Origin of the sequence: Mycobacterium sp. (assembly GCF_019247635.1) — a bacterium.
Classification (GTDB): Bacteria; Actinomycetota; Actinomycetes; order Mycobacteriales; family Mycobacteriaceae; genus Mycobacterium.
Genome location: NZ_JAFBAR010000041.1, coordinates 1 through 25,351 on the forward strand (window position 1 = coordinate 1; position 25,351 = coordinate 25,351).

General features: G+C 64.4%; 26 protein-coding genes. 16 read left to right on the forward strand and 10 right to left on the reverse strand.

Annotated elements, in window-relative coordinates; all coding sequences use genetic code 11:
* Positions 1-210: 210 nt before the first annotated feature.
* Positions 211-1,311, reverse strand: a complete 1,101-nt coding sequence (locus tag JO236_RS06040; protein WP_293326109.1) for an NAD-dependent epimerase/dehydratase family protein — start codon at positions 1,309-1,311, stop codon at positions 211-213.
* Positions 1,308-1,808 (reverse strand): nuclear transport factor 2 family protein, encoded by a 501-nt coding sequence (locus JO236_RS06045; protein WP_293326112.1) that lies wholly within the window; start codon positions 1,806-1,808, stop codon positions 1,308-1,310. Before JO236_RS06045 ends, JO236_RS06040 begins: the two co-directional genes overlap by 4 nt.
* Before the next feature lie 116 nt (positions 1,809-1,924).
* On the opposite strand from JO236_RS06045, the gene JO236_RS06050 reads away from it, so the two are divergent.
* Complete coding sequence (locus JO236_RS06050) at positions 1,925-2,935, forward strand: acyl-CoA dehydrogenase family protein (protein WP_293326114.1); 1,011 nt, start codon at positions 1,925-1,927, stop codon at positions 2,933-2,935.
* On the forward strand, positions 2,919-4,091 hold the full coding sequence (locus tag JO236_RS06055) for an acyl-CoA dehydrogenase family protein (RefSeq protein WP_293326116.1): 1,173 nt from the start codon (positions 2,919-2,921) through the stop codon (positions 4,089-4,091). Before JO236_RS06050 ends, JO236_RS06055 begins: the two co-directional genes overlap by 17 nt.
* 84 nt (positions 4,092-4,175) lie before the next feature.
* Here JO236_RS06055 and JO236_RS06060 read toward each other — a convergent pair whose 3' ends face one another.
* From JO236_RS06060 to JO236_RS06070, 3 genes are read right to left on the reverse strand one after another with little or no spacing between them, the layout of a single operon-like run.
* On the reverse strand, positions 4,176-5,540 hold the full coding sequence (locus JO236_RS06060; RefSeq protein ID WP_293326119.1) for a cytochrome P450: 1,365 nt from the start codon (positions 5,538-5,540) through the stop codon (positions 4,176-4,178).
* A gap of 13 nt (positions 5,541-5,553) precedes the next feature.
* Positions 5,554-5,754 carry a ferredoxin gene (locus JO236_RS06065; RefSeq protein ID WP_293326121.1) on the reverse strand — a complete coding sequence of 67 codons (201 nt, stop codon included), beginning with the start codon at positions 5,752-5,754 and terminating at the stop codon, positions 5,554-5,556.
* A gap of 18 nt (positions 5,755-5,772) precedes the next feature.
* Positions 5,773-6,474: an SDR family NAD(P)-dependent oxidoreductase gene (locus JO236_RS06070; protein ID WP_293326124.1), complete on the reverse strand. Its 702-nt coding sequence runs from the start codon at positions 6,472-6,474 to the stop codon at positions 5,773-5,775.
* 282 nt (positions 6,475-6,756) lie between these two features.
* On the opposite strand from JO236_RS06070, the gene JO236_RS06075 reads away from it, so the two are divergent.
* The 10 genes from JO236_RS06075 to JO236_RS06120 all read left to right on the forward strand — a co-directional run bounded on the left by JO236_RS06075 (position 6,757) and on the right by JO236_RS06120 (position 19,470).
* On the forward strand, positions 6,757-8,262 hold the full coding sequence (locus JO236_RS06075) for an aldehyde dehydrogenase family protein (protein ID WP_293326127.1): 1,506 nt from the start codon (positions 6,757-6,759) through the stop codon (positions 8,260-8,262).
* Positions 8,259-9,464, forward strand: a complete 1,206-nt coding sequence (locus JO236_RS06080) for a CaiB/BaiF CoA transferase family protein (RefSeq protein ID WP_293326130.1) — start codon at positions 8,259-8,261, stop codon at positions 9,462-9,464. The genes JO236_RS06075 and JO236_RS06080 overlap by 4 nt, the downstream gene beginning before the upstream one ends.
* Before the next feature lie 362 nt (positions 9,465-9,826).
* The gene (locus JO236_RS06085; RefSeq protein WP_293326134.1) at positions 9,827-10,633 is read left to right on the forward strand and encodes an MlaE family ABC transporter permease; all 807 of its coding nucleotides are present in this window, start codon (positions 9,827-9,829) and stop codon (positions 10,631-10,633) included.
* 41 nt (positions 10,634-10,674) lie between these two features.
* Complete coding sequence (locus JO236_RS06090) at positions 10,675-11,520, forward strand: ABC transporter permease (RefSeq protein ID WP_293326137.1); 846 nt, start codon at positions 10,675-10,677, stop codon at positions 11,518-11,520.
* Positions 11,521-11,553: 33 nt separating this feature from the next.
* On the forward strand, positions 11,554-12,789 hold the full coding sequence (locus tag JO236_RS06095) for an MCE family protein (RefSeq protein WP_293326140.1): 1,236 nt from the start codon (positions 11,554-11,556) through the stop codon (positions 12,787-12,789).
* The gene (locus JO236_RS06100) at positions 12,786-13,826 is read left to right on the forward strand and encodes an MCE family protein (protein WP_293326143.1); all 1,041 of its coding nucleotides are present in this window, start codon (positions 12,786-12,788) and stop codon (positions 13,824-13,826) included. Before JO236_RS06095 ends, JO236_RS06100 begins: the two co-directional genes overlap by 4 nt.
* A complete protein-coding gene (locus JO236_RS06105; protein ID WP_293326145.1) occupies positions 13,819-14,901 on the forward strand; it encodes an MCE family protein in 1,083 nt (360 codons plus the stop codon). The genes JO236_RS06100 and JO236_RS06105 overlap by 8 nt, the downstream gene beginning before the upstream one ends.
* Complete coding sequence (locus JO236_RS06110) at positions 14,898-16,337, forward strand: MCE family protein (RefSeq protein ID WP_293326148.1); 1,440 nt, start codon at positions 14,898-14,900, stop codon at positions 16,335-16,337. Before JO236_RS06105 ends, JO236_RS06110 begins: the two co-directional genes overlap by 4 nt.
* On the forward strand, positions 16,334-17,773 hold the full coding sequence (locus tag JO236_RS06115; RefSeq protein WP_293326151.1) for an MCE family protein: 1,440 nt from the start codon (positions 16,334-16,336) through the stop codon (positions 17,771-17,773). The genes JO236_RS06110 and JO236_RS06115 overlap by 4 nt, the downstream gene beginning before the upstream one ends.
* Positions 17,773-19,470, forward strand: a complete 1,698-nt coding sequence (locus tag JO236_RS06120) for an MCE family protein (protein ID WP_293326154.1) — start codon at positions 17,773-17,775, stop codon at positions 19,468-19,470. The genes JO236_RS06115 and JO236_RS06120 overlap by 1 nt, the downstream gene beginning before the upstream one ends.
* Before the next feature lie 60 nt (positions 19,471-19,530).
* On the opposite strand, the gene JO236_RS06125 is transcribed toward JO236_RS06120, so the two are convergent.
* The 3 genes from JO236_RS06125 to JO236_RS06135 form a co-directional block, all read right to left on the reverse strand.
* Entirely contained in the window at positions 19,531-20,034 is a 504-nt protein-coding gene (locus JO236_RS06125) for a hypothetical protein (protein ID WP_293326157.1), read from the reverse strand.
* Between the two features lie 87 nt (positions 20,035-20,121).
* Entirely contained in the window at positions 20,122-20,718 is a 597-nt protein-coding gene (locus tag JO236_RS06130) for a twin-arginine translocation pathway signal (RefSeq protein WP_293326160.1), read from the reverse strand.
* Entirely contained in the window at positions 20,715-21,431 is a 717-nt protein-coding gene (locus JO236_RS06135; protein WP_293326162.1) for a hypothetical protein, read from the reverse strand. Before JO236_RS06135 ends, JO236_RS06130 begins: the two co-directional genes overlap by 4 nt.
* A 230-nt stretch (positions 21,432-21,661) precedes the next feature.
* On the opposite strand from JO236_RS06135, the gene JO236_RS06140 reads away from it, so the two are divergent.
* Positions 21,662-22,066: a hypothetical protein gene (locus JO236_RS06140; protein ID WP_293326165.1), complete on the forward strand. Its 405-nt coding sequence runs from the start codon at positions 21,662-21,664 to the stop codon at positions 22,064-22,066.
* A 6-nt stretch (positions 22,067-22,072) separates the two neighbouring features.
* Here the strand turns inward: JO236_RS06140 and JO236_RS06145 are convergent, their stop codons facing one another.
* Together JO236_RS06145 and JO236_RS06150 are read right to left on the reverse strand one after the other, a co-directional pair.
* Positions 22,073-22,363, reverse strand: a complete 291-nt coding sequence (locus JO236_RS06145; RefSeq protein WP_293326168.1) for a hypothetical protein — start codon at positions 22,361-22,363, stop codon at positions 22,073-22,075.
* Between the two features lie 147 nt (positions 22,364-22,510).
* The gene (locus tag JO236_RS06150) at positions 22,511-23,110 is read right to left on the reverse strand and encodes a TetR/AcrR family transcriptional regulator (RefSeq protein ID WP_293326171.1); all 600 of its coding nucleotides are present in this window, start codon (positions 23,108-23,110) and stop codon (positions 22,511-22,513) included.
* Between the two features lie 101 nt (positions 23,111-23,211).
* Between JO236_RS06150 and JO236_RS06155 the strand changes: the two genes are divergently transcribed.
* From JO236_RS06155 to JO236_RS06165, 3 genes are read left to right on the forward strand one after another with little or no spacing between them, the layout of a single operon-like run.
* Positions 23,212-23,988, forward strand: coding sequence for a hypothetical protein (locus JO236_RS06155; protein WP_293326174.1), 777 nt, complete (start codon positions 23,212-23,214; stop codon positions 23,986-23,988).
* Positions 23,985-24,761 carry a hypothetical protein gene (locus JO236_RS06160; protein ID WP_293326176.1) on the forward strand — a complete coding sequence of 259 codons (777 nt, stop codon included), beginning with the start codon at positions 23,985-23,987 and terminating at the stop codon, positions 24,759-24,761. The genes JO236_RS06155 and JO236_RS06160 overlap by 4 nt, the downstream gene beginning before the upstream one ends.
* Positions 24,758-25,351, forward strand: a complete 594-nt coding sequence (locus JO236_RS06165) for a cytochrome c oxidase subunit 3 family protein (protein ID WP_293326178.1) — start codon at positions 24,758-24,760, stop codon at positions 25,349-25,351. The genes JO236_RS06160 and JO236_RS06165 overlap by 4 nt, the downstream gene beginning before the upstream one ends.

Below are 25,351 nucleotides of genomic sequence, written 5' to 3' on the forward strand. Positions count from 1 at the left end.
ACGAATTACATTGTGGCCAAACGGGTTCCGATGACTGCTAGCCGCTGACCGGAGAGGACCGGGACGTCGACGATGGGCTGCTCCGCCGGCGATGAGCCGTTCACCCACCAGCTGCCGACGACGTTCGACCGTCTTCTTCATCCGCCACGAGTTGGCGGGGGACGTGCGAACCCAGCAACCCGCTGGCGTCGATCACCGGTTTCTTGGCGGTTATGACGTGTGCGCCAGCACGTCTGGACCGAACTTGCTGACCATCAGCGTCCACGGGTCGGCGTAGCGGCCGCGGTGTTCGACTCGGCGTTGCAGGGCCAGGAGTGCACGCATGACCGGGCGGAGCACCGGGCTCAGCGCTTTGAGCAGATGGCGGCGGCGGCCAATCGAGCCAGCCAGCCATGCTACGGTTTCGATCCAGTCATGTTTCTGATAGTCAAGCAGCGCTTGGGATTCCGTCGTGTCGAACCAGCCGGTGAAACCCCACCCACGGTCGTCGTCGGGGTCACCGGGCAGGCCGGCCGACCGGCCCAGGCGCCCGATTCCGACGGCGGCCATGATGTCGTCCTGGACGTCACTCATCAGATGGACGTAGGTGTCATTGCCGGCGATAACGAGTGCCTTGCCGTCGATGGCGTCGCGACGTTCGACGGCATTGGCGAAGGCCAGCGCGACGTCGCGGGCATCCACCATGTGCATGCGGTTGTCGACCGGGGTGGCGCGGACCAGGAGCAAGTAATCGGAGTCGAGGTTGGCCTGGCCGTCGGGCGACACGATTCCACCCAGCCGCAGAAGCGCGTGCGGCAGACCACTTTTCACGATCACGGCCTCGGCCAGGACCTTGTCTTCGCCGTATTGATCGATCGGATTAACCGGGGTTTCACCCGTGATGCGTTCCGGTTGCCGGTACGGGTTGCGTGAGCCGTACACCGCCGCGCTGGAGGCGAACACGATCAGCGGTGGGTCGCTCAGGGCTTGCGCCGCCATGACGAGGTTTCGGGTGCCATCCACGTTGACTTTGCGGGCGAGCTTGGGATTGCGATAGGAGGGTGGGGAGACGATCGCCGCCAGGTGCACGATCGCGGCGGGACGGTGGCGCTCCAGCACAGCGGCGACGGTGTCTGCGTCGGTGAGATCGATGTATTCCGGGATCAGCGTGCCCGGGTGCGTCGTTGCGGCCAGGGCCGCGGCAACCGCCGCGGAAGCGTCGCTGCGGATATCCATCGCGATCACGGTGTGTCCCCGGCGCAGCAGGATTTCGGCGCAGCGCTTGCCGACCTGACCGAAACCGCCTGTAACGACGACGGTTTGGCTGTTCATCGGCCGAACCTGCGCGCGACGGCGGCGCCGGCATCGCGCAGCCGCGGCGAGATGCGTACGGAGAAAAGCGGATTGAACACATCCTCGCGCAGCCGGGTGAGCGTGGACGTTTTGATCAGCCACCGGTCTTCGGCCTTGACGTAGGTCTCATGGTAGTGGCCGCGCCCCTGGAGGTTGACGCCCGGACCCAGTCGTACCACGTCTTCGAGTGCCCATACCCCTGCCGCGGTCGTCGCCGACGTCAGCTCGATCTCGGGTGCGTGCACCTGGTGCGCCGTGGGTTGTGAGGGTTTGCCCAACGTGCCGCGCACAAAGGAGACGAACTCGTCGGCGCCCGAAATCAGCTTTCCACCCGACTGTGATGTGTCGCTCACGAAGTCGTCGGTGAAGAGATTTCGCCAGTCGTCCCAGCGCTTCGTGTCCAGGTAGCGGCAGTAACGGGCCTTGAGCTGCTTGATCGCCTCGATCTCCAACAGCGTCGTTGCGGCGTCCGGCATTACGGTCCCCTCACGGGTGCTTTAGCATCTCATAGCCAGTTTGCGAGACTACTACTTCCGCATCCGAGAATGCTATTCTCGCAGGATTGGCGACCAGGTAGGAGGCGGGCCCCGCGATGCTGTTGGAGTTCGATGCAGATCAGCGACTGTGGCAAGACACGGTCCGCGATGTCGTCACCAAGCAGTGCCCGCCGTCGCTGGTGCGCAGCGTTGCCGAGGACGGTGGAAACTCGCGCGCCCTCTGGGAGCCCGTGTGGAAGCTCTACTTAGACCAAGGCTGGACGGAGCTGAGCGATCCGACCAGCGCGGTCGAACTGGCAATCGTGTTCGAGGAGCTGGGCCACGCCACCGATCCCACCCCCTTCCTGGCGACAATGAGCCAGTTCGCTCCATTGGTCGGCGAGCGGTTCGACCCGCAGGAATCGGGCACGGCCGTCTACAGCGGGGTGGCGGCGCGCCGCGACGCGGAGGGATGGGTCTTGCACGGCACGGCGCGCCATGTGCTCGACGGCGACCGGGTGGACCGGTTGGCGGTGGTGACGGGCGCCGGGGTGTTCATCGTCAACTCCGATCAGGTGACGGTACGGCGCGAAGCCGTGTTCGACCCGGTGCTGCACGTCGCTGATGTGTCCTTCGGTGACGTCCAAGTGTCGGACAGCGCGCGGCTAGCCGTCGACTCCGAGCGTGCACATCACGTCGCCCTCACGGGCATGGCCACGACGATGGTCGGCGCCTGTCAGCGCATCCTCGATCTAGTACTCGAACATGTACGCAGCCGCCAGCAATTCGGCGTGCCGATCGGTTCGTTCCAGGCCGTTCAACACAAGGCCGCCGACATGCACGTCGCGATACAACGAGCCCGGGCGTTGGCGTACTTCGCCGCGTTGACCATCGCCGCCGACGATCCCCGCCGGCGGCTGGCGGCCGCCATGGCCAAGGCATCGGCGGGCGAGTGCCAGTCACTGGTCTTCCGGCACGGCCTACAACTGCACGGCGCGATGGGATTCACGTGGGAGAACGACCTGCAGTTCGCGCTCAAACGGGCCAAAGCGGGTGAGCTCATGCTCGGCGGCGCCGCGGAGCATCGGGCGCAGATCGCCGAGGAGTACCGTGCAGCTGACTTTTGATTCCGACGTCGAGGAGTTTCGGGCGGAGTTCGCGGCCTTCCTCGACGAAAACCTGCCCGCCGCAAGCGAAACCCTCGAACGTCCGCGATCGGTCTCGCACATGCCGCAGTGGGCGCGCCGCTGGCAGCGGCTGTTGTTCGACAACGGCTGGCTGCTGCCCGGCCAACCCCCGGAATTCGGCGGGCGCAACGCGACCGTCGTTCAGCAGTTCGTCCACCTCGAGGAGTTGTGCCGACGGCGCATCTACCACAGCTTCAACCCGCAGGGCGTGAATATTGTTGGGGCGTCGCTTCTTTCGTTCGGCAGTGACGAGCAGAAGCGCCGCTGGGCGGTACCGATCCTGCGGGCCGAGATCACCGCTTCACTGGGGATGAGCGAGCCGAGCGCCGGCTCCGACCTGGCTTCCCTGCGTACCCGGGCGGTGCTCGACGGTGACCATTTCGTGGTCAACGGGCAGAAGGTGTGGACCTCGGGCGCCCACGACGCCGATGTGTTGCTGACTTTTGTGCGCACCGATCCCGACGCGCCAAAACACAAAGGCATCAGCGTGTTACTGATCCCGACCGACACCCCCGGCGTGGTGCGGCGGCCCTTCCCGTCGATCTGCTCGGCCGATGATCTGGATTTCAACGAGGTGTTCTTCACCGACGTGGAGGTGCCGGCGGAGAATCTGGTCGGCCCGCTCAACCAAGGATGGCGGGTGGCCAACGGGTCGCTCGGCCACGAGCGCACGATGATGTGGCTGGGATTCGCGGATCGACTGGACAACCTGATCACAGATTTCCATCCCACGACCCAGCTGCAGCGCGACCAATACGCCAGCACGATCATGGACAAACAAGCCCTGCGCCTGCTGGGTTCGGTGGCCCTGGCCCGCGCCGCCCGGGGCGAAGACGACGTGGCCGCGGTGTCGGTGCTCAAGCTGCTCGGCTCGGAGGCGGAGCTGCGCGGCTTCGAACACGCGCTGCACTCGGCCGGGGCCGACGGGCTCGTCCACCCCGCGACCACCGGCCCGTACGAGCACATGAACCTGGACCACTATTTCGCCAGCTGGTTCGACCGCTACGCCCGCAGCTTCTCTGGCACCATCGCCGGCGGTACGTCGGAAATCCAGCGCAACATCATCGCCCAACGGGTGCTGGGCCTGCCGCGCTAGCTGGGCGCCGCGCCAGTACTGCCGAGCAGACGCAAAAGCACCTCATTTCGGCACGAAATGGGTGCTTTTGCGTCTGCTCGGCCGTCATTCGATGACGGCGGCTTCCTTGCGTTCGGTGATGGGTCTGGCCAAGCCCTGCTCGTCGCAGATCCGCTGGAGCTTGTCCAGGGTTTCGTCGAGCCCGGCGCCGACCTTGCGGCCCGGTGTGAAGCCGGCCGGAAGTTTGCGCATGCCCTGGATAACGCCGATGGTCTCGTAATGCACGGCGCCGTCGGGGTCGCACTGGTAGTCCGGCATCCGGTCGAGCACCGCGGTGAGCATCGACTTGAACACCGTGCGAGCCACGTTCGATCCGATGCATCTATGCACTCCGATGCCAAAGCTGAAGTGCCGGTTGCCTTTACGGTCGAGGAGAAGTTGGTCCGGGTCGTGGAACACCGCGGGGTCGCGGTTGGCCATGGCCCACGAAATCCACAGTCGCTCACCCTCTTTGAATTGCGTGCCGTCGAGTTCGATGTCGTCGGAGAACGTCCTGCCGTCGCCGGGTGCGGGAGTGAAGTAGCGCAAGAACTCTTCTGTGGCGGGGTCGAGCAGGGTATCGCGGTTCTGTCGCAGGCGGTCTCGTTGGTCGGGGTTTTCCGAAAGCCATTCCAGCGAATGGGCTGTCAGCGCCGTCGTGGTGTCGAAGCCCCCGCCGATGACCAATCCGAGATTGCCCAGGATCTCCAGATCGGGGGCCGGCTCGCCGTCGATCCGCATCTCCACCAGGGCATTGACCAAGCCGGGTCGTGGATTGTTGCGAATCTCGATCATGTTGTTGATCAGGTCGATCCCCATCTGCCGGTGCATCTCGGTGACCCGTTGGATATCGGGGGAGTGCTCGGGCGTGTACACCGCCGCGTGGGTCGGCTCGCTGTACATCTGCCAGTTCTTCAGCGGGATGCCCAGCATCGCCAGCGTGAGAACCGCCGGCACGATGTTCGCCAGATCATCGACGAAGTCGATGTGACCGCTCTCGATCTTCTCGTCGAGGCAGGCGCGCGTCACGTCATCGATGAACGGTTCCCAGCGCTTGACCGCGGCCGGCGACAGATAGGGGTTGAGCACGGTGCGGTAGGTCCGGTGCTCGGGGTCGTCCATCTCGAGAATGCCGCCCCGCACGCCGTTGATGCGACTGGCCGTCGGGATCGAAATGCCTTTGTAGCCGCGGCGTTCGTTGTTGACGTCGTGATCGTTGGAGACGGCGGGACAGCGGGCGAGCTCGAAGACCTCGTGGCTGCCGGCCGCGACCCAGTGCCCGCCGTAGGTGTCACTCCATGCCATCGGGCACTGGGCGTGCATCTCCTCGGTGATCGTCTTGAACTGCGAGCGGTACTCCGCGGAGTGCCGCTCGAAGCGATACTTCTTCTTTTTACGATCGCTTTCGTCGACGACGTCCTCGACACTCAACGCCCTGTCTCCCTCATGTTTCGTCCGTAATGGTGATGGCTTGCTCGGGGCAGGACTGTGCGGCTTCGCGCACCTGATCCTGCTTGTCGGCCGAGACCAGCTCGTTGATCGCCGACGAACTGCCATCGATGTCACTGAGCTGGAAGGATTCCGGCGCGATCATCGAGCACAGGGTATGGCCTTGGCAGCGTTCCGGATCGACCCAGACTTTCATGGTGCTTCCTTCGAATGCTCAGGTGTTGCGACCGCCGTTGACGCCCAGTATCTGACCGGTGATGTAGCCGGCTTCTTCGGACACCAGAAAGGCGCATGCCGCGGCGATGTCTTCGGGCTTGCCGATCCGGCGCACGGGCGTGCGGGCAATGTTCTGCTCGACGTCGCCGAGGAACCCTTGCGCCTGCGCGTTGCGCAACATCGGGGTATCGATGAAACCCGGCGGCACCGCGTTGACCGTGATGCCGTTGGGCCCGTACTCGAGTGCTAGCGACTTGGTCAGCCCGTTGACCGCGGACTTGGCCGCGACATAGTGCGCCATGTATGAGGTGCCGGAATGTGTGCTCGACGAGGAGATGTTGACGATGCGTCCCCAGCCGGCCTCGACCATGTCCGGCAGCACCGCCTGGATCGTGTGGAAGACGCCGTTGAGATTCACGTCGATCACCCGCTGCCAATCCTCGAAGGTGATGTTGGTGAAACGCTTGAATCCATCGAGGCCGGCGGCGTTGACCAACACGGTGACGGGACCCAGTCGGTCGCGGATCGCCGACAGCGCGGCGTCCACCTGTGAGCGATCGGTGACGTCGGCCGTGAAAGCCAGATCGGTGTCGGACGGTCTGAGATCGATGGTTGCCACATCAAGGCCGTCGGCGCGCAGCCGATGAGCGATGGCCAGACCGATGCCGGATCCGCCACCGGTGACGACCGCCGCCTTCACGCGCCGGCCCCGGCCGGGCCCCCGGTTGGAAGGGGTCGCGTCTCCATCACAAAGAATCTCCCTTACATTTGTGAGAACCCTACTCTCACGCCGGATCCGCTTGCAAGATGGCGATGAAACCACGCCCGGCCTGGGCCTTTAAGGGCAGCAGTGGCGCCAATAAGTGCTGGTCGGCTGGCACTTCCGGTTCCTGAGAATTTCTTGAATTCTCGGCTGCCGAATGTAAGATTCGCGACAGATGAGAATCAAATTATCGTGACTCCCACCACACCAGGAGCGTGAATGTCAGTGTCGGATACGCCCGTGGCCGCGGCTGATGTGTCGCCGGCCGACCGGGTTGACCGACGACTGTTGATCGACGGCCGTCTGGTCACCACCGACAAGACATTCCCCTCGATCAACCCCGCGACCGGCGCGGTCTTGGGCAACGCGCCCGACGCCGGCATCGTGGAGGCCCAGGCGGCGATCACCGCGGCTCGGCGCGCGTTCGACGCCACGAGCTGGTCGACCGACGTCGAGCTGCGGATCCGTTGTCTGGATCAGCTGCATCGAGCGTTGGTCAGGCACGCCGACGAGTTGCGCGAGCTGACCATCGCCGAGGTCGGGGCCACCCGGGCGCTGACCCAGGGTCCTCAGCTGGATGACCCGATCCGCATCGTGCGCTTCTACGCCGACCTGCTGCGCAGCTATTCGTTTTCCGAGGACCTCGGCGAGATCGAGTCGCGGGGTATGCGGCATCACCGCTGGGTGGAGCAGGAGGCTGCGGGGGTGGTCGCGGCCATCATCGCCTACAACTATCCGAACCAACTCGCGCTGGCCAAGCTGGCCCCCGCGCTCGCGGCGGGATGCACCGTCGTGCTCAAGGGCGCGCCGGACACCCCACTGATCACCCTGGCGCTGGGCGAGTTGATCGCCGAGCACACCGACATCCCAAACGGTGTAGTGAACGTGCTGAGCTCGTCGGATCCCGCGGTGGGGGCCGCGCTGACCACCAGTCCCGACGTCGACGTGGTCACTTTCACCGGATCGACCGCGACCGGCCGGCGCATCATGGCCGCGGCGAGCGAGACCGTCAAGAAGGTCTTCCTGGAATTGGGAGGCAAGTCGGCGGTGATCATGCTCGACGACGCGGAGTTCATCAGCGCGAGCATGTTTGCCGCGTTCAGTATGGTCACCCACGCCGGCCAGGGGTGTGCGCTCACCTCCCGACTCCTGGTGCCCAAGTCTCACCACGACGAGATCGTCGCGCTCGTCGCGGGCCACTTCGCCAACGTGCGCCACGGCGACCCCGCGGACCCGAAGACGTTCATGGGACCGTTGATCAACGAGCGGCAGCGGGACAAGGTCGACGGTATGGTCCGGCGGGCCGTCGCGGCCGGCGCCACGCTGGTCACCGGCGGCGAAAAGCTGGATCCGGGCTTCTTCTATGCGCCAACCCTGCTCACCAATGTCGATCCGGACAGCGAGATCGCCCAGGATGAGGTCTTCGGTCCGGTCCTTGTCGTCATCGCCTTCGACGATGACGACGACGCCGTGCGCATCGCCAACAACTCCATTTACGGTTTGGCCGGGGCGGTATTCAGTCGAGACCAGGATCGGGCGCTTGCGGTGGCGCGCCGGATCAGGACCGGCTCGTTTTCCATCAACGGCGGCAACTACTTCGGAGCGGACAGCCCGTTTGGTGGCTTCAAGCAGTCTGGCATCGGCCGGGAGATGGGAGTCGCCGGGCTCGAAGAGTTCCTCGAAGGCAAGACTTTCGCGATCCCGGCGCAGGGTGTTCGGGCATGAGACCACTCGAAGGAATCCGGGTCCTGGAAGTCGCCATGTACGGGTTTGTCCCGTCGGCGGGCGCCGTCCTGCGCGAATGGGGAGCCGACGTCGTCAAGGTCGAGCACGCGGTGACTGGCGATCCGCAGCGCGGACTGCGGCAGACCGGCATGCTGCGCGTCGAGGGCGACCCCAACCCCAACATCGAGCACGCCAACCGCGGCAAGCGCAGCCTCGGGCTGGACATGTCCGTGCCGGAAGGCAAGGAGGTGCTCTACGAGTTGGCCCGGCGGTCGGATGTGTTCCTGACCAGCTTTTTGCCCGGCACCAGGCAGAAGTTCGGCATCGACGTCGACGATATCCGGGCGGTGAACCCGACGATCATCTACGCGCGCGGCAGCGCGCTGGGGCCCCGGGGCGAAGAGTCCACCAAGGGCGGCTACGACATGACGGCCTTCTGGTGTCGGGCCGGCACCGCGGCGACCATCACGCCGATGGGGATGCCGGGCATGATCGCACCACCCGGGCCGGCCTATGGCGACACCATCTCGGGAACCAACCTTGCCGGCGGCATCGCGGCGGCGCTGCTCAAGCGCGAACGCACCGGTGAACCGTCTGTCGTCGACGTCTCGCTGCTGGGCAGCGGACTGTGGTCGATGGGCCACACAGTGGCCTTGACGAAGCACCTCGGTCAGCGGCTGGAAGCGCCGCCCCCCGGTGTGCACGGTGCGCCCAACAACCCCTTGGTGGGCCTCTACACGACGTCCGACGACCGCTACATCTCCTTCGTGATGATGCAACCCACCAAGTTCTGGGCCGACGTGTGCCGGCACGTCGACCATCCGGAGCTCGCCGACGACCCTCGCTTCGACACCATCGAGAACCTCACTGCCAACACGGCGGAGGCCGTCGAGATCTTGACCAAGGTGATCGCGACCCGCACTCTTGCCGAGTGGAGCGAACGCTTTGCGACGCTCGCCGGACCGTGGGCGCCGGTGCAGGACACGTTGCAGGCGGCCGCCGACGCGCAGATCCGGGCGAACGAATACATCGTGCGCGCAGGCGAACTCGAATTGGTCGCCAACCCGGTGCAGTTCGACCTCGCCGCGCCGCAGACAGGCCCGGCCCCAGGGTTCGCTGAGCAGACCGACGAAATCCTGTTGGAACTGGGGATCGACTGGGACCGCATCATCGAACTCAAGACGGCCGGGGCGGTGACCTAGACATGAAGTTGTGTGCGGCCATCGACACCCGATGTTTCATCTGCCGGGATTTGCCCGCGCATGCCGCGCGCGCTTCCTGCAGCCTGTCCCATAACGGTTATGCGTTTTCCGTTCCGCCTGGACGCCGGATGAGTCATAATCGCCGAACGCTTCCAGTAGTGGGGGTATGGCCGGCCTACATGGTTGGGAGCGCCAGCTCACGCGACAGAACGGAGGGCCTGGCGTGAGACGGGAAGGCATGGTCGACGGCGCAGTCACCCGCTCCGCGGGGTGGCCGAGACCGGCCGAGGGCGCCCGGAACAAGCTGGCGTACAGCGTGGGTGGTTCTGCCGAATTTGCCATGGTCGAAGGACGCCGGACCGATGGCGAGTAGGGGCGGGGACCGCTGGTCTCCGGGCATCAGCCTGGGGCGTGGTTCCAAACCTATGGAGGCGGTCGGGGGTCTGTTCGCGATGTCGGCGGACGCGATCAAGTTTGTGTTCCGCCGCCCCTTTCAGGGACGCGAGTTCCTGGAGCAGTCCTGGTTTGTGGCGCGGGTCGCGATGCTGCCCACATTGTTGGTGGCCATCCCCTTCACCGTTCTGGTGAGTTTTACCCTCAATATTTTATTGCGAGAGCTCGGCGCCGCGGATTTGTCGGGAGCGGGTGCCGCGTTCGGTGCGGTCACGCAGGTCGGCCCGCTGGTAACCGTTTTGATTGTGGCCGGCGCCGGCGCCACGGCCATGTGTGCGGACCTTGGTTCGCGAACGATCCGCGAAGAGATCGACGCGATGGAAGTGTTGGGTATCAACCCTATTCAGCGCCTGGTCACCCCGCGCATGCTGGCCTCGGGCCTGGTGGCACTGCTACTGAACAGCCTCGTCGTCATCATCGGCATTCTGGGCGGATACGTCTTCTCTGTGTTCGTGCAGGACGTTAACCCGGGCGCCTTCGCGGCGGGCATCACCTTGCTGACCGGCGTGCCCGAAGTGATCATTTCGTGCGTCAAGGCGGCGCTTTTCGGTCTGATCGCCGGGTTGGTCGCCTGTTACCGGGGGTTGACGATAACGGGCGGCGGTGCGAAGGCAGTCGGCAACGCGGTGAACGAGACGGTGGTCTACGCGTTCATGTCGCTGTTCGTCGTCAATGTGGTCGTCACCGCCATCGGCATCCGAATGTCGTCGAAGTAGCCCAGAGGGGCCAAGACCTTGAAGGAGGGGTAGGACAGACCGTGACGCTGCGAGCCGCGTATCCGCGACTGTCGCGACAGCTGGACAAACCGATCGCCACCTTGGGCCGGATCGGCGACCACACGCTGTTCTACGGCAGGGCGATTGCCGGCGCACCGTTCGCGGCTACCCACTACCGGCGGGAAATCGTTCGCCTGGTTGCCGAAATCAGTATGGGCGCGGGAACTTTGGCGATGATCGGCGGGACGCTGGTGATCGTTGGATTTCTTACCCTCGCCGCGGGTGGCACGCTGGCGGTGCAAGGCTACAGTTCACTGGGCAATATCGGCATCGAGGCGCTGACCGGATTCCTGGCAGCATTCATCAACGTTCGCATCGCGGCGCCGATCGTCGCCGGGATCGGTTTGGCCGCCACATTCGGTGCGGGCGTGACCGCGCAGCTGGGTGCCATGCGCATCAACGAGGAAGTCGACGCACTGGAAGCCATGGCGATCCGGCCGGTTTCCTACCTCGTCAGCACTCGGATCGTGGCGGGGATGCTGGCCATCACCCCGTTGTATTCCATCGCCGTCATCCTGTCGTTTCTCGCCAGTCAGTTCACGACGGTGGTCCTGTTCGGTCAATCAGGCGGCCTGTATCAGCACTACTTCACGACGTTCCTCAACCCGATCGACTTGCTGTGGTCGTTCTTGCAAGCGGTGCTGATGGCACTCACGATCCTGTTGATCCATACCTACTATGGGTACTTTGCCTCGGGTGGGCCGGCCGGCGTCGGCGTCGCTACTGGTAATGCGGTACGGACCTCGCTGATCGTGGTCGTATCGGTGACCCTGCTGATCTCGCTGTCCATCTACGGCTCCAACGGCAACTTCCACTTGTCGGGCTAGGGGCGGGATGGACACCATGATGGAGACGGGACATTGACGCGCAGTGTCGGGCGGGGCCCCGCGCGCACCGGCCGTCACTCCGGCGGGCGGTCATACGCTCGCCCGCTGACCGGTTTGGCGACCATCGTCGTAATCGGCCTCATTTTCGCGGTGGCGATCGGGCTGTTCCAGGGCGATTTCACCAAAAGCGTGCCGGTGACCGTGGTTTCACCGCGTGCCGGCCTGGTGATGAACCCCGACGCCAAAGTGAAGATGCGCGGCGTGGAAGTCGGCAAGGTCGGGACGATCGAAACGCTGCCGGACGGTAAAGCGGTCCTGCACCTGGAATTGCAACCGTCGCAGATCACACTCATTCCACGCAACGTGCTCGTCGACATCGCTTCGACGAGCGTCTTCGGCGCGAAGTTCGTCGAGCTGATTGCGCCCGACGCGCCCTCCTCCCAGCATCTGCAGGCCAACGATGTACTTCAGGGCCAACACGTGACCGTGGAAATCAACACGGTGTTCCAGCAACTCACCTCGCTGTTGTCCACGATCGATCCCGCAAAGCTCAACGAGACGCTCGGGGCGATAGCGGCAGCGGTAAATGGTCGCGGCCACAAGATCGGCCAGATGCTTTCCGATCTGGATGCGTTTCTGGCCAAACAGGATCCCGCACTTCCCGCGCTGAGCCACGACCTCGAGGCCTTGCCGGTGGTCAGCAACGCCTACGCTGACGCGTCGCCGGACCTGCTGGCGACGGCCGACAATGCGGTCAGAATCAGCAAATCGATTGTCGACGAGCAGCGAAACCTGGATGCCTTCCTGATCAGCTCAATTGGCTTGGCGGACATAGGCAATGACGTGGTGGGCGGCAACCGGCAGGCGCTGACCGACTCCCTGCACTTGGCGGTGCCGACCACCGACCTGCTCAACCAGTACCACCAGGCGCTGTGGTGTGGTCTCGCCGGGTCGCTGGTGAACCTGCACGCTCCAACCCTGCCCGAGCCGATGGTCAAGGTCATCGTCTACCTCGGTTTCGGCGCTGAGCGGTACCGCTACCCGACCAACTTGCCCAAGGTGGCTGCGACCGGCGGTCCGCAGTGTCATGATCTGCCCCTCGTGCCCTACGACGCCGCGCCGCCCTTCGTGATTGCCGACGTCGGCACCAACCCGCAGGAGTACGGCAACCAGCAATTGCTGTTGAACTCTGACGCCCTCAAGCAGCTGCTGTACGGGCCGATCGCCGGGCCGCCGCGCAACTCGATACAGGTGGGACAACCCGGATGACGGGCTCGCGCGGGATGATCATCAAGTTCGGGGCCTTCGCCACCGTCATGATTGTGTTGACGGTCTGTTTGTTCTTCATTTTCGGCCAGTATCGAACCGGTTCGACGGCGGGTTATACGGCAGTCTTCACCGATGTGTCCAGGCTGAAGACCGGACAGACTGTGCGGGTCGCCGGTGTCCGGGTGGGTACCGTCAACGGCGTCGAACTGCGCGCCGACAAGAAAGTTATGGTCAAGTTCGACGTCGACCGCAGCGTCGCGTTGACCACGGGCACCCGCGCCGTCGTCCGCTACCTCAATCTGGTCGGTGACCGCTACCTCGAGCTGGTAGACGGTCCCGGATCCACTAAGGTTCTGCCGGCCGGGTCGGAGATCCCGATCGACCGCACTGCGCCGGCGCTCGACCTTGATCTCCTGCTCGGTGGGCTCAAACCCGTTACCCAGGGCCTCAATCCGCAGGACGTCAACTCGCTCAGCGCATCGCTGATTCAGGTGTTCCAGGGCGAGGGCGGAACCTTGCAGTCGCTGCTATCGAAGACGTCCTCGTTCTCCAATGCGTTGGCTGACAACAGCCAGACCGTGCAGGAGCTGATCGACAACCTCAACACCGTCGTCGCGACCGTCAACAAGGAGAGCCCTAAGTTTTCCGACACCATCGACCGCCTGCAGCGGTTGATCAGCGGGCTCTCGGATGACCGCAATACGATCGGCACCGCCATCACTGCCCTGGACAACGGGACCGCCTCGATCGCGGATCTTCTCGCCCGCGCCCGCGCCCCGCTGGCCGGCACCGTGGACCAGTTGAGCCGGCTGGCCCCGCTGCTGGACAGCAACAAGAACCAGATCGACATCTCGCTGAAGAAGTTGCCCAACAACTACCGCAAACTGCAGAGGTTGGGTTCGTACGGGGCGTGGTTCCCCTATTACCTGTGCGGGCTTGGGCTGCGTGTCTCCGACCTGCAGTACCGGACGGTGGAAGTGGGAGTGACTCATCAGGTCACCGGGCGCTGCGCGGAACCGACGGATCCCGATGAATAGGTATCGCGGAGCAGGCCTCATTCGCGCCGGATTCATCGGCGCCGTGCTGGTGATGCTGGTCATCGCCGTCGGACTGAACCCCGAGCAGCTGATACAGCGGGCGACCAGTGTCCGCTACAAAGCACTGTTTTCCGATGCCGGTGGCCTGGCGACCGGCAATGACGTCACGGTATCGGGAACGAAAGTCGGCAGCGTGTCGAGCATGTCCCTGCAGCACGGAGACGTCCTGGTCACGTTCACCGTCAAGGGCACGGTCCAACTCGGGGGTGCCACTACCGCCCACATCAGGACAGGTTCGCTGTTGGGTCAGCGGGTTCTGACCCTTGAATCCGCGGGCGGCGACACCCTGCATCCGTTGTCGGTCATCCCGGTATCGCGCACGTCGTCGCCCTACTCGCTGTCCGAAGCCGTCGAGGACCTCAGCAGTGACATCCAGGGAACCGACACCCGGGCGCTCAACCAGTCGCTTGACACGCTGTCGACGACCCTGAATCAGATTGCGCCGCAACTGGGACCGGCTTTCGACGGGGTGACTCGATTGTCGCAGGCGCTAAACGGACGCAACCAGACGCTGGGGGAGCTGCTGAAGGGCGCCGCCGATGTGACCGGCATCCTGTCGCAACGCAGTCAGCAACTCAACACGTTGATCCTCAACGCCGACGATCTGCTTTCCATGCTGGTGGCGCGGAGGCAGGCGATCGTGCGGTTGCTGGCCAGCACGTCCGCGGTGGCAAGGCAACTTACCGGTTTGGTGCACGACAACGAGGCGAAGCTGGCGCCGGCACTAAAGAAGCTGAACTCCGTGACGGACATGCTGGAGAAGAACCGCGACAGCCTCTCCAGAGCGCTTCCCGGGCTCGCGAAATACGAGCTGACGCAAGCCGAGACCGCGTCCAGCGGGTTCTATTACAACCCGTTCATCCCTAACTTGTTCACGTTGCAATTCTTCCAGTGGTTGTTCGACTACTCGTTTGGCTTCCGTGCCTACGGCGCTCCGGGTCAACCGCCGGACACCGCGGGGCCGCGGGCGCTGCTCCCATTCCCGTTCAACCAGGATCCTGGGGGGTCGCGATGAGCCGGCTCGAGGGGTTGCTGCGCAACAAGCTCAAAACCGCACTGGCGATCCTGCTGGCCGGGCTCGTCGTTGTCGGCGGGTGGATCGCCATCCGTAACACCTTCTTCCGTCCGACGACGATCACCGCCTACTTCCCGACCGCCACCGCGATTTATCCGGGCGACGACGTGCGGGTGTCCGGGATGAAGGTCGGCACCATCGCGTCCATCCAGCCGGCGGGCACGCAGGCGAAGCTGGTCATGCACATCGACCGCAACGTGCCCATCCCGGTGAACGCCAAAGCGGTGATCGTGGCCCAGAACCTCGTGGCGGCACGCTACGTCCAGCTCACGCCGGCCTATCGGTCCAGTGGCCCCACCATGGGTGACGGCACGGTGATACCGGTCGATCGGACGGCCGTACCGGTCGAGTGGGACCAGGTGAAGGACCAATTGATGCGGCTGGCAACGGAGTTGGGTCCCAATAGCCAGGTGTCGACCACGTCGGTGGGGCGGTTCATCGACAGCGCCGCCGACGCGCTGGGCAACGGTAACGGTGAGAAGTTGCGGCAGACGCTGGCGCAGTTGTCGGGGGTCGGGCGAATCCTGGCCAGCGGCAGCGGCAACCTCGTCGACATCATCAAGAACCTGCAGACCTTCGTCGCGGCCCTGCGGGACAGCAACGTCCAGATCGTGCAGTTCGACAATCGGCTGGCCACGCTCACCAGCGTGCTCGACGACAACAAGTCCGACATAGACGCGGCGTTGACGGACCTGTCGAGCGCGGTGGGCGAGGTGCAGCGGTTCATCGCGGGCAGCCGAGATGCGACCTCGGAGCAGATTGCGCGGCTGGCTGACCTGACGCAGATTCTCGTCGACAACAAGGCTTCGTTGAAGAACGTTCTGCACGTCACGCCGAACGCCTTGGCAAACGGCTATAACGACTACGACCCGGACGTCGGCAACATCCGAGGCGGGGTTGGAATTCAGAACCTCACCAATCCGACGTGGGCCTTCTGCTCGCAGATCGGAGCCCTGGAGAACGCGACCTCGGTGGAGACCGGCAAGCTGTGCGGGTTGTACCTGAGCCCGGCGTTGAGGGTGTTCAACCCGTTGCTGTATTTCAACTTCAATTACCTCCCGATTCCGGTCAACCCGATCCTGGCCCCGGCGTTCGATCCCAAGAACGTCGTCTACACCGAGGCGCGGCTGGCGCCCGGCGGGGAGGGCCCGAAGCCGGGCCCGCCCGAGTTGCCGCCCGCCGTGTCCGCGTACCGGGGGCTCCCGGGTGACACCCCGGACGAGCCGCCGCCGCCACCGCCACCGGGGCGGATACCCGGTGCGGCAATGCCGGAGCCACCGCCGCCGAGCGTGCCGCCCGAGCCGGGGCCCGCTCCGGGCCCGGGCCCGGCCAATGTGCCCCAGATGCTGCTGCCGGCGGAAGGGCAGCAACCATGAGCGCCGCACGAGCCACCCGAAGGGTGTTCGGCCTCGCCTGCTGCGTTCTGCTGATCACCACCGGGTGCGCGTTCAACGGCCTGAATTCGCTGCCGCTGCCGGGGGCGGTGGGACGTCCCCTGGTCGGTGCCGGCTCCAACATTTACCGCGTTGAGGTCGCCAACGTGGGCACGCTGGAAGCGAATTCGCCGGTGATGATCGACGACGTCATTGTTGGCAGCATCAGCAAGATAACTGTGCAGGGATGGCACGCCGTCGTTGAAATCTCGGTCAAGCCCGGCACAGTGATCCCCGCTAATTCGGTGGCCAGTGTAGGCCAGACCAGCCTTCTCGGATCCATGCACCTGGAGCTGAATCCGCCCCTGGACCAGCCGGCGAGCGGGCGACTGCAACCATGTGGCCATCCGATAGACAAGTGCGTTTCGCTGCCGCTGAACCGCACGTCGACTTATCCGTCGACGGAGCAGACTCTGTCGTCGCTGTCGGTGGTCCTCAACGCCGGGGGGCTGGGACAGATCGGCGACGTCATCCACAACTTCAACGCCGCGCTGTCCGGCCACGCGGGCGAGGTCCGCGACCTGCTCGTCCGGCTCGACCGATTCGTGGGCACCTTCGACAACCAGCGCGACAACCTGATCGCGTCGATACAAGCCCTGAACCGCCTCGCCTCGACGTTTGCCGGACAACGCGACGTGATCGCCCAGGCGCTGAACAAGATTCCACCGGCGTTGGACGTGCTCATCAAGGAGCGGCCGCGCCTCACATCCGCGCTCAGCAAGCTCGGGACGCTCAGCGACACCGCTACCAGGCTGGTCAACGACGCGGGCGATGACCTGGTCAAGAACCTGCAGAACCTGGGGCCGACTCTGCAAGCGCTGGCCGACATCGGGCCCGAGCTCGACGCGGCCATCGCGTATGCGCCGACGTTCCCCTTCACGCAGGGCGCCATCGACCGGTTCATCCGCGGCGACTACGTCAACGGGTATTTCATCATCGACCTGACGAACGCCGGGCTGCGCAAGAGCATCCTGCTCGGCACCCACTGGGCGCGGCTGGGTGCGGAAGCCGTGCCGGCGCCCGGGGATCCGGAGTACCTGCAATTCAAATACGGTGCTCCGCCCGGGGCGCCCGGGGGATTGGAGGCGCCCGGGCCAGTCGGAGAACCGCTGCGCGGGGTAAATGGGTCACCCTGGCAACCTGGGGTGCCGCCGCCAAACGCGCCGCCACAGGGACCGGCACCGGGACCGTACTCTTCCGGGGCACCGGCGCCGCTCAACCCACAGTCGGGAGATACCCCGCCGCCGCCCGTCCCGCCGTTGGTTGCGGGCCTGACAATGCTCGGTCCGGGAGCGTCGGACCCGCCGCCGCCCACCGTGGGAGCCCCGGTCCCGGGGGCGACTCCGGTCACGGATCAGCCGACGGACGGAGGGCACTGATGCTGACCCGCTTCGTTCGCATCCAATTGGCGATCTTCGCGATCGTGGGGATCATCGGCGTGGTCGTGATGGTGCTGTTCTACATCCAGGCGCCGACCCTGCTGGGCATCGGCAAGATAACGGTAACCGTGCAACTGCCCACCGGCGGTGGGATCTACCGCTTCAGCAATGTGACCTATCGAGGCGTGCAGATCGGCAAGGTGACCGGGGTGGAGTTGACCGCGCACGGCGCGCAAGCCACGCTCACCCTTGACTCTTCGCCGAAGATCCCGGCGGACTTGCAAGCCGAGGTGCGCAGCATTTCCGCAGTGGGCGAATACTACGTGGATCTGCGGCCGCGAACGGACTCGCCGCCGTACCTGCACGACGGCTCCGTCATCGCCGCGCAGGACACGACAATCCCGCAGCCGATAGGTCCGGTCCTCGACCAGACCAGCGCGCTGATCAATAGCATCCCCAAGGGCAAGCTCGGCACCCTGCTCGACGAGTCTTTCCAGGCATTCAACGGCGCCGGCTACGACTTCGGCTCGCTGTTCGACTCTTCGGCGCAAATCTCCGGCGACCTCAACGGAGTCTCCGACCAGGCGCAGGCTCTGACCCAGGACACCGGGCCGTTCCTGGATGCGCAGGCTCAGACCGCCGATTCGATCCGGCTGTATGCGCGCAGCCTTGCCGGGGTCACGGGGCAGCTGGCGAAGAACGACCCGGAGTTCCGCACTTTGCTCCAAAGGGCGCCCGGCGCGTTCAACGAGGCATCGGCCCTGCTCACCCAGATCAAGCCGACGTTGCCGGTGCTGCTGGCCAACCTCACTACGATCGGCCAGATCGGTGTGACCTACCACGCCTCGCTCGAGCAGATATTGGTGTTGCTGCCGCCGTTCACGGCAGCCATTCAGTCGTTCCTCGGTACGAAGACCCCGCATGGATTGGCCAGTGGCGCCTTCAACGTCATCATCAGTGATCCGCCCGCATGCACGGTCGGGTTTTTGCCGCCGAGTGAATGGCGTTCGCCCGCCGACACCCGGATTGTTGACACACCCGACGGGCTCTACTGCAAACTGCCGCAGGATTCGCCCATCGCCGTGCGCGGCGCCCGCAACTACCCTTGCCAGGGCCAGCCCGGAAAGCGGGCGCCGACCGTCGAAATTTGCGAGAGCGACAAGCCGTTCGAGCCGCTCGCCATGAGGCAGCACGTGTTCGGCACCTACCCGCTGGACCCGAACCTCATCAGCCAGGGCATCGCGCCCGACGACCGGGTCAACTGGAACCGCAACAGAATCTTTGGGCCCGTGGAGGGGACCCCGATGCCCCCAGGAGCAGTTCCGCGGGGAACTCCCCCGGCGGGACCACCGTTGCCGGCCGGCATTGGAGCCCCGCTGACACCGATGGGGGCGGTGGATCCCATAGCGCCGATCGACCTTCCCTCGCCCGCGCCCGCGCCTGCGGCCGAGCCCGCGCCGGCGGCGCCTGGGCCTTCCCCGGCGCCCCCGCCCGCGGACGCGCCCGCTCCGGCCGGCGGTGCACCCGCTGTGGCGCCGAGCGCGTTCGGAGGCGCGTCGCAGCCCGGCCCGTCAGTGGCGATAGCCCAGTACAACCCCCAAACCGGGGCATACGTGACCCCGGACGGTCACGTTTTTCGCCAGTCGGATCTGGTCAACAAGGCGCCCAAAACATGGAAGGACATGTTCGCGACATAACAACGGGCGCCTTTGCCGGGCGTCTTTGCCAGGCACAGCGTTTAGGTCAGGCGCGCCGGGTCAACCTATCTTGTCCAGCCTGAACGGCTGCTCGATGTACAGCGGAGCATTGGTACCGCAGGCGCCGGACGGCCCCGTGGTGTGCTCCCTGCCGGCGAACACTGGCGATCCGGGGGTGTTTGTACCGTTGTCTGGGTCCGCTGGATAGAAATAGAAGACCTCGTGGCCGACGAACGAACTGCCGTCGGGGCAGGTCTCCCAGTTCGGGATGTCGCGTTTGACGTACCAGTTGAGCCCGTCGTGCATGGTCACAGGTGCGGTCCAGCCCTGGTCACTGACCACCTGGCCGGTGCAGTCCTGAGCCGTCGAGCACGCAGTGCTGATCCTCCAGGTGCTTCGCACGACGGACTCTTGGTGAAAGACGCTGTTAGTTCTGGCCCAGTCGCCGACCACCGTGGCGGTGTATGTGCCGTTGACGGCCGGGTCGTAGGCCCATGCTGACGGGGCCGCGCTCACGCTGGCGAGGACCAGTGATGCGCTTACCGCGACCATCATCGAACGCATCACACACTCCTTGACGCGCTAATTACCGGCATTTCAGGTGGAATCTAAAGACTAACACCGTATCTGCCTATCACGTTCGGGTTTAACTTAATGGCCTTGCCGGTCCGGTATTGCCGCGTCGAATTTCTCGATAAGCCAGGAATTGTTGACCTTTGTCAGCGTTACGCGCAGGCTGCTCGATGTCACCACGGGTTCCGGCTTTTCCTTGCTGGATGTCTTCTGTTTGACGAATACGAGCACGACAGCCGAATTCGGGTGCAGTTCCGACACGCCGGCCTTGACCACGGTGGCACTCGATGTGACTCGCGCGCGCTGCGCCGACGGCCCGACGATCTGGTCGGCGAAGCGCTGGTAGTACGCCAGGTAGTTTTCGGTGAGCCGGGATTTGGCGTTCTCGAAATCCTGGCCCAAGGTGTCGGGTGAGTAGGACAGCAACGCAACGGCGCCGTCGCTTGCCGCCTTGATCACCTGGTGTGCCACGACGTCGTCGGTCTGCAAATCCTTCTGGTACACGGAGTGGAAATACCAGCCACCAAAGGTCGTCGAGACGACAACCAGCACGCTCAACAGAATGGGCCGCCACCGTGCCACGCAACGACGCAACCCGCGCCCGATGACATTGGTCCGGTGGCTGGGCATTGCCTCCTGAACTTCCTCCGTGGTCGTTTCGTCGTCCAGGCTCACGGGACGAATTCGATTCTCGAGATCTTGAGCTGACCTTGTTCGTTTTGGACGGTCACCACGAGCCGCACCGACTGCGTATCCGGCTTGGCCTGGCCGGGCTTGGTGTACTCGGCCCTCGCCGCGACCAGCACAACCGCCGAATCCGTCGTCATGGACTCGACCGCGACGTCTTTGACGGTGCCCTTAGCCGTGACTTTGGACTTCTCGAGTGCCTTGATGGCATCCTCGGCGCCCATCAAGATGCCGACTTTGAATAGGCCGGTGGTGTCGTCGGCAAACCGCTGCATGTCGTCTCTGGCCGTGCTCGGATCGAGCGACATCATTGTCAGCACGCCGTTGCGGGCCGCCGCGGCGTACTCGGCGCTACGCTGCCTTTCCTTTTCGATCCCGCGGTGCTGCCACGCCACATAACCGGTCGCGGCCAGTGCGGCGCAGATGACGGCGACCGCGGCGGTGACGGCGGCGGCGACTTTCCACGTCACCCGCGGTAAGCGGGATAACCGGGGCAGCCGGCGTCGGCGCGACGGCGCCGCGTCGGATTGTTCGCCGTCCAGCGGGACGCCGGCATCAGGCTCGACGTCGGCTTCCGCCGCGGCGGCCAGGGTGCGGCGCTCACTCGATGCCGCATCCGCTTGCCGGCGCAGCCGGGTGGCGCGGGCACGGGCGGCTTCGGCGCGGGCTTGCGCGCGTGCGAGTTCGTCTGCCTCGGTCACTGAAGAGGACGTAGGCGCGGAGAGGGCATCGGGGTCGAGCGCCCCGGCTGAAAGCTCGCGCGGCGGCATGAATCACCTCCTCGTCCGCACCGGCAGGAGAGCCACGTTATCACTGGTTGTCCCAGCCAGATTGGATACACGGGTGCCGGCGGGACGATATCGGAAGCATATCTTCTCCACCACCGAGAATTTTGTTCCCCTGCCATACCACATTGTGGCAAAGTAATCACGTGCGATTTATCGTGACAGCGGTCGCCGCATTATTCGGCTTCAGCGTGTTGGTGGCGCCCCAGGCCGGCGCCGGACCGGTGAATTGCGATTACCCGGATTGCACGCCGGGCATCATCCCGCATCGTGTGCTCGGTGCGCCGTGCGATAACACCACCTACTACGTGTTCGGGACCGCCGACTATTACGTGTCCTTCGCGACGCAGCCAGGGCGGCTGATGTTCTGCGGCTCGCCCAGGCGATACGAGCCCCGCTGGTTCCGATCGCCCCCGATGGCCGGTGTCAAGGACGAGAATTCGTCCTGCGTTGACTATCAGGAGTACTACGTCGCACAAGCGCCGGATGGTCTATTCCTGGTCTGCAATGCGCATGACGGCACTCAAATCTGGGAGCGCGGCGACACTTAACCCGACTCACGGCCGATTGTTCGGAATTTCGGGCCACGTTTGGAAGGGGCTGGGTCCGAAGTAATCTCCGTTATGAATGGTGCCGTCCCTGTCGCGGTGGTGCGCGTCGTGGCAAGTGGCCGGTTCCCACTGCGGTCCCCATGCCGCATCGAACGGCTGGCCCGGGCACCAGTGGTATCCCACGAACGGCCACGGAGGATCGTCGGCGTGAGCCCTGGTCGCCGTGGTCGCGCTCGCGAGCCCGAAGCCGGCCGTGGCCACAATCGCCGCGGCAGCGAAACGCGTCACTATGTTCATGGGAGAACCGTACCTAAGCGGAAGTGACTTTGCCGAGGAGTTTTGCAACGAGCGGTCAGATAAATGAGTTCACCGCAAACAGTATTTCGCATTGGAGCGCATCATCTCTGGGTTTCAAATATATCGTCACGGCACGCGGTGGCCGATCTAATTGCGTGCCCTTGGCAGACCCAACAGGCGCCTGCTCAGGTCGGTCAACCGCTTCTGCAGAGTGTCGTCATCGATATCGGCGACCAAAGGATGCATGACGGCGCTGCTGACCGCGCCCGAGAACATCGCTCCCGCGATCCGGGTGTCCTCGTCGGTGTCGTCCAGCAGCACGCGGTATAGGCGGTCCATGAACCGCTGGAAGGGTTCGTGCTCCGCGAGTAACCGCACGACGACCGGATCGAACTGCAATGTCCGCACCAACCGGCGGTCGCGGACCGCCATCTCGATCGTGCTGACCAACAGCGCATCACGGGCCTGGGATCCGTCGCCGTGTTCTTCGGCCTCCTCGAGTGCGGGCGCCAACCGGCCGAGTTCGCGCTCCGTGACGGCGATGACGATCTGATCTTTGGTCCGGAACTGGTGGTAGACGGCGGCTTTCGTGATCCCGACGGCATCGGCGATCATCTGCAACGAGGTCCCGCTGACGCCGTGTTGCGCGAACAGATCCAGTGCGGCATCAAGGACTCGCGTCCGAGCGGCGCTGTGCGCGACGACGTTGAGGCCACCCTTGGCGGCCGACTGCTGCGGAGATGCCACAGAAAGAGGGTAGACGAACGCCTTGACCCTAGGCTAGCCGATCGGCTAGTTTCGCTGACTAGCCGCGCACGTATCCACGCCGTCGTAGCGAAGGAGCCACGATGTCAGACATCGGTGAAAGCGACGCCCCACCACCACGAGCTGGGCTTCGACGGACCGACGGTGAGTCCCTTCTGTTTTGGACATTGCCCGCGGCGGCCATCATCTGGGTCTCAGCTTTCCTCCTGTTTCCCGGGTTCACGCCGCCGTTGTCGCCGACGTTGTCAGCAGACCAGGTCGCCGCGTTCTATCGCGATCCGCACAACCTTCCGCGGATTCGCTACAGCATGATCCTGTTCAACTGGTTCGGCGTGTGCCTGGTGCCGATTCTCGTCCTGCTGGTGATGCAGATCCGCCGGATGGCTCATCGCACGCCGATCTTCTCCTACTGCATGCTCGGCTGTGTGGCGGGCGGCCCGACGCTGTTTCTTATCGCCAACATCTGCTGGCTGTTGGCCGCCTTCCGGCCGGAGCGCAACCCGGAGTTGACGCAGCTGTACAACGATTTTGCCTGGATCACGTTCACGAGTCAGGTTCCATTCTTGATCGCGCAATGCGTGATCCTCGCCGCGGCAATCTATTTCGACAACCCGACAGGCCTGGTACTGAAACGGTGGGTGGCCCACTTCAACGTTCTCGTCGCGGCGGCGCTGGTGCCGGCGGCATTCACCGGCCTCGCGTTGTCCGGTCCGCTGGCATGGAACGGGACGCTGTCGTTCTGGCTCAAGAACATTGCCATCGCCGTATGGATAGTTGTGATGGGAGTCGTTCTGGGCCAGGCCATTTACCGAGAGCGCGACCAGCGGGCGCTGCCCGAGGAACAACAGGTCGCCGGATGAATACCCTGGCGACACGGACCGCGTCTCCGCTTGCCTGGTACGCGCGGCAAAACCCCAAGCGCGAGTTGTGGCTGGCCTGGGGCACACTCGTCGTCTTCTACATCTTCTTCGGCGTGGTGTTCTTCGTGCTGACGCGCACTCAACCCCCACCGAGTCCCGCATGGGACAGCCGCAAGGTCGTGCAATGGTTCCAGGACAACCATTCCGGGATCCTTATCGGGTTCGCCATCATGTTCGTCATCACCGGCATGACGACCATGAGCAACGCACTCATCGCCTATTCGATGCGGCGCATGTCGGTAAGCCCTGCGTTCGGCTATACCTATCTGATTCTTTATTCGCTCAGCGCCATCCCGGGCATGTTGTTGATGTGCATCGCGCTCACCGTCGGAGCGCTGCGACCCGATCGCGACCCTGAGCTGATCACTTGGACCTACGACTTCGCCTTCCTGTCGTTCATCGGGACCATGGGGGTGTTCCTAATCGGCTCACTGGTGTGGATGCTCGCAATTCTCATCGACAAGAATCGGGTGTTCCCAAAGTGGTTCGGCTACCTCAACCTGTGCAACGCACTCACCGAGATAGTCGTGTCACCCGCGTGGATCTTCCGGCGCGGCGTGCTGGCCTGGAACGGCCAGATCGCGTGGTGGCTCAACATGGTCGTGTTCGCCATCTACACGGGGGTTTTCATCTTCCTACTCAGACAGCTGATCCAGCGCGAGGACTTCGGCACCGGGCCGTTGCCCAACCTCGCGCCGAAGGCGGCGCGATGACCGACCACTCGGTGGCTCAGGTTACTAAGCCGGGCAAGTTCGTGCCCGGACAACCCGACATGTGGGCCTTCGTCCTGTTCGAAACACTGGTTTTCACAGGCTATTTCGGCTTCTATCTGTTTTACCGAACCCAGAGTCCCGAACTCTTCTTGCGCGCTCAGGCGCAGCTGGACCTGCGCATCGGCGTCTTCAACACCCTCGTCCTGCTGCTGAGTTCGTGGTCGGTGGCGCGCTGTGTCCAGTCGGCCCGCGCCGGCGCCTACCGCCAGGCGCACACCGACGCCGTCCTCACCACGCTTTTCGGTCTGGTGTTCATGGTGTCCAAGGTCTTCGAATGGTTCCGGCAGATCCGCATCGGAAATGGCTTCGCCAGCAACGACTTCTTCACCTACTACTACTTCCTGACCGGGATTCACTTCATCCACCTGCTGATCGGGTTCATCGCCTTGGGCGTCATCTTCTACCAACTCCGGAGACCGGCACCAAGGTCCCGGGGGTCCCAGGAACTTGTCGAAACCTGCGCCACCTACTGGCACACCGTCGACTTCCTCTGGGTGCTCATTTTCGCGCTGCTCTATGTGGTGAGGTGA

Bases quoted from the DNA above. Each gene is read 5' to 3' on its own strand.
- JO236_RS06155 (WP_293326174.1), top strand. From the start codon at position 23,212: ATGTCAGACATCGGTGAAAGCGACGCCCCACCACCACGAGCTGGGCTT.
- JO236_RS06125 (WP_293326157.1), bottom strand. From the start codon at position 20,034: ATGCGTTCGATGATGGTCGCGGTAAGCGCATCACTGGTCCTCGCCAGC.
- JO236_RS06080 (WP_293326130.1), top strand. From the start codon at position 8,259: ATGAGACCACTCGAAGGAATCCGGGTCCTGGAAGTCGCCATGTACGGG.
- JO236_RS06050 (WP_293326114.1), top strand. From the start codon at position 1,925: ATGCTGTTGGAGTTCGATGCAGATCAGCGACTGTGGCAAGACACGGTC.
- JO236_RS06165 (WP_293326178.1), top strand. From the start codon at position 24,758: ATGACCGACCACTCGGTGGCTCAGGTTACTAAGCCGGGCAAGTTCGTG.
- JO236_RS06100 (WP_293326143.1), top strand. From the start codon at position 12,786: ATGACGGGCTCGCGCGGGATGATCATCAAGTTCGGGGCCTTCGCCACC.
- JO236_RS06065 (WP_293326121.1), bottom strand. From the start codon at position 5,754: ATGAAAGTCTGGGTCGATCCGGAACGCTGCCAAGGCCATACCCTGTGC.
- JO236_RS06105 (WP_293326145.1), top strand. From the start codon at position 13,819: ATGAATAGGTATCGCGGAGCAGGCCTCATTCGCGCCGGATTCATCGGC.
- JO236_RS06085 (WP_293326134.1), top strand. From the start codon at position 9,827: ATGGCGAGTAGGGGCGGGGACCGCTGGTCTCCGGGCATCAGCCTGGGG.
- JO236_RS06115 (WP_293326151.1), top strand. From the start codon at position 16,334: ATGAGCGCCGCACGAGCCACCCGAAGGGTGTTCGGCCTCGCCTGCTGC.
- JO236_RS06040 (WP_293326109.1), bottom strand. From the start codon at position 1,311: ATGAACAGCCAAACCGTCGTCGTTACAGGCGGTTTCGGTCAGGTCGGC.
- JO236_RS06160 (WP_293326176.1), top strand. From the start codon at position 23,985: ATGAATACCCTGGCGACACGGACCGCGTCTCCGCTTGCCTGGTACGCG.
- JO236_RS06145 (WP_293326168.1), bottom strand. From the start codon at position 22,363: ATGAACATAGTGACGCGTTTCGCTGCCGCGGCGATTGTGGCCACGGCC.
- JO236_RS06075 (WP_293326127.1), top strand. From the start codon at position 6,757: ATGTCAGTGTCGGATACGCCCGTGGCCGCGGCTGATGTGTCGCCGGCC.
- JO236_RS06120 (WP_293326154.1), top strand. From the start codon at position 17,773: ATGCTGACCCGCTTCGTTCGCATCCAATTGGCGATCTTCGCGATCGTG.
- JO236_RS06045 (WP_293326112.1), bottom strand. From the start codon at position 1,808: ATGCCGGACGCCGCAACGACGCTGTTGGAGATCGAGGCGATCAAGCAG.
- JO236_RS06110 (WP_293326148.1), top strand. From the start codon at position 14,898: ATGAGCCGGCTCGAGGGGTTGCTGCGCAACAAGCTCAAAACCGCACTG.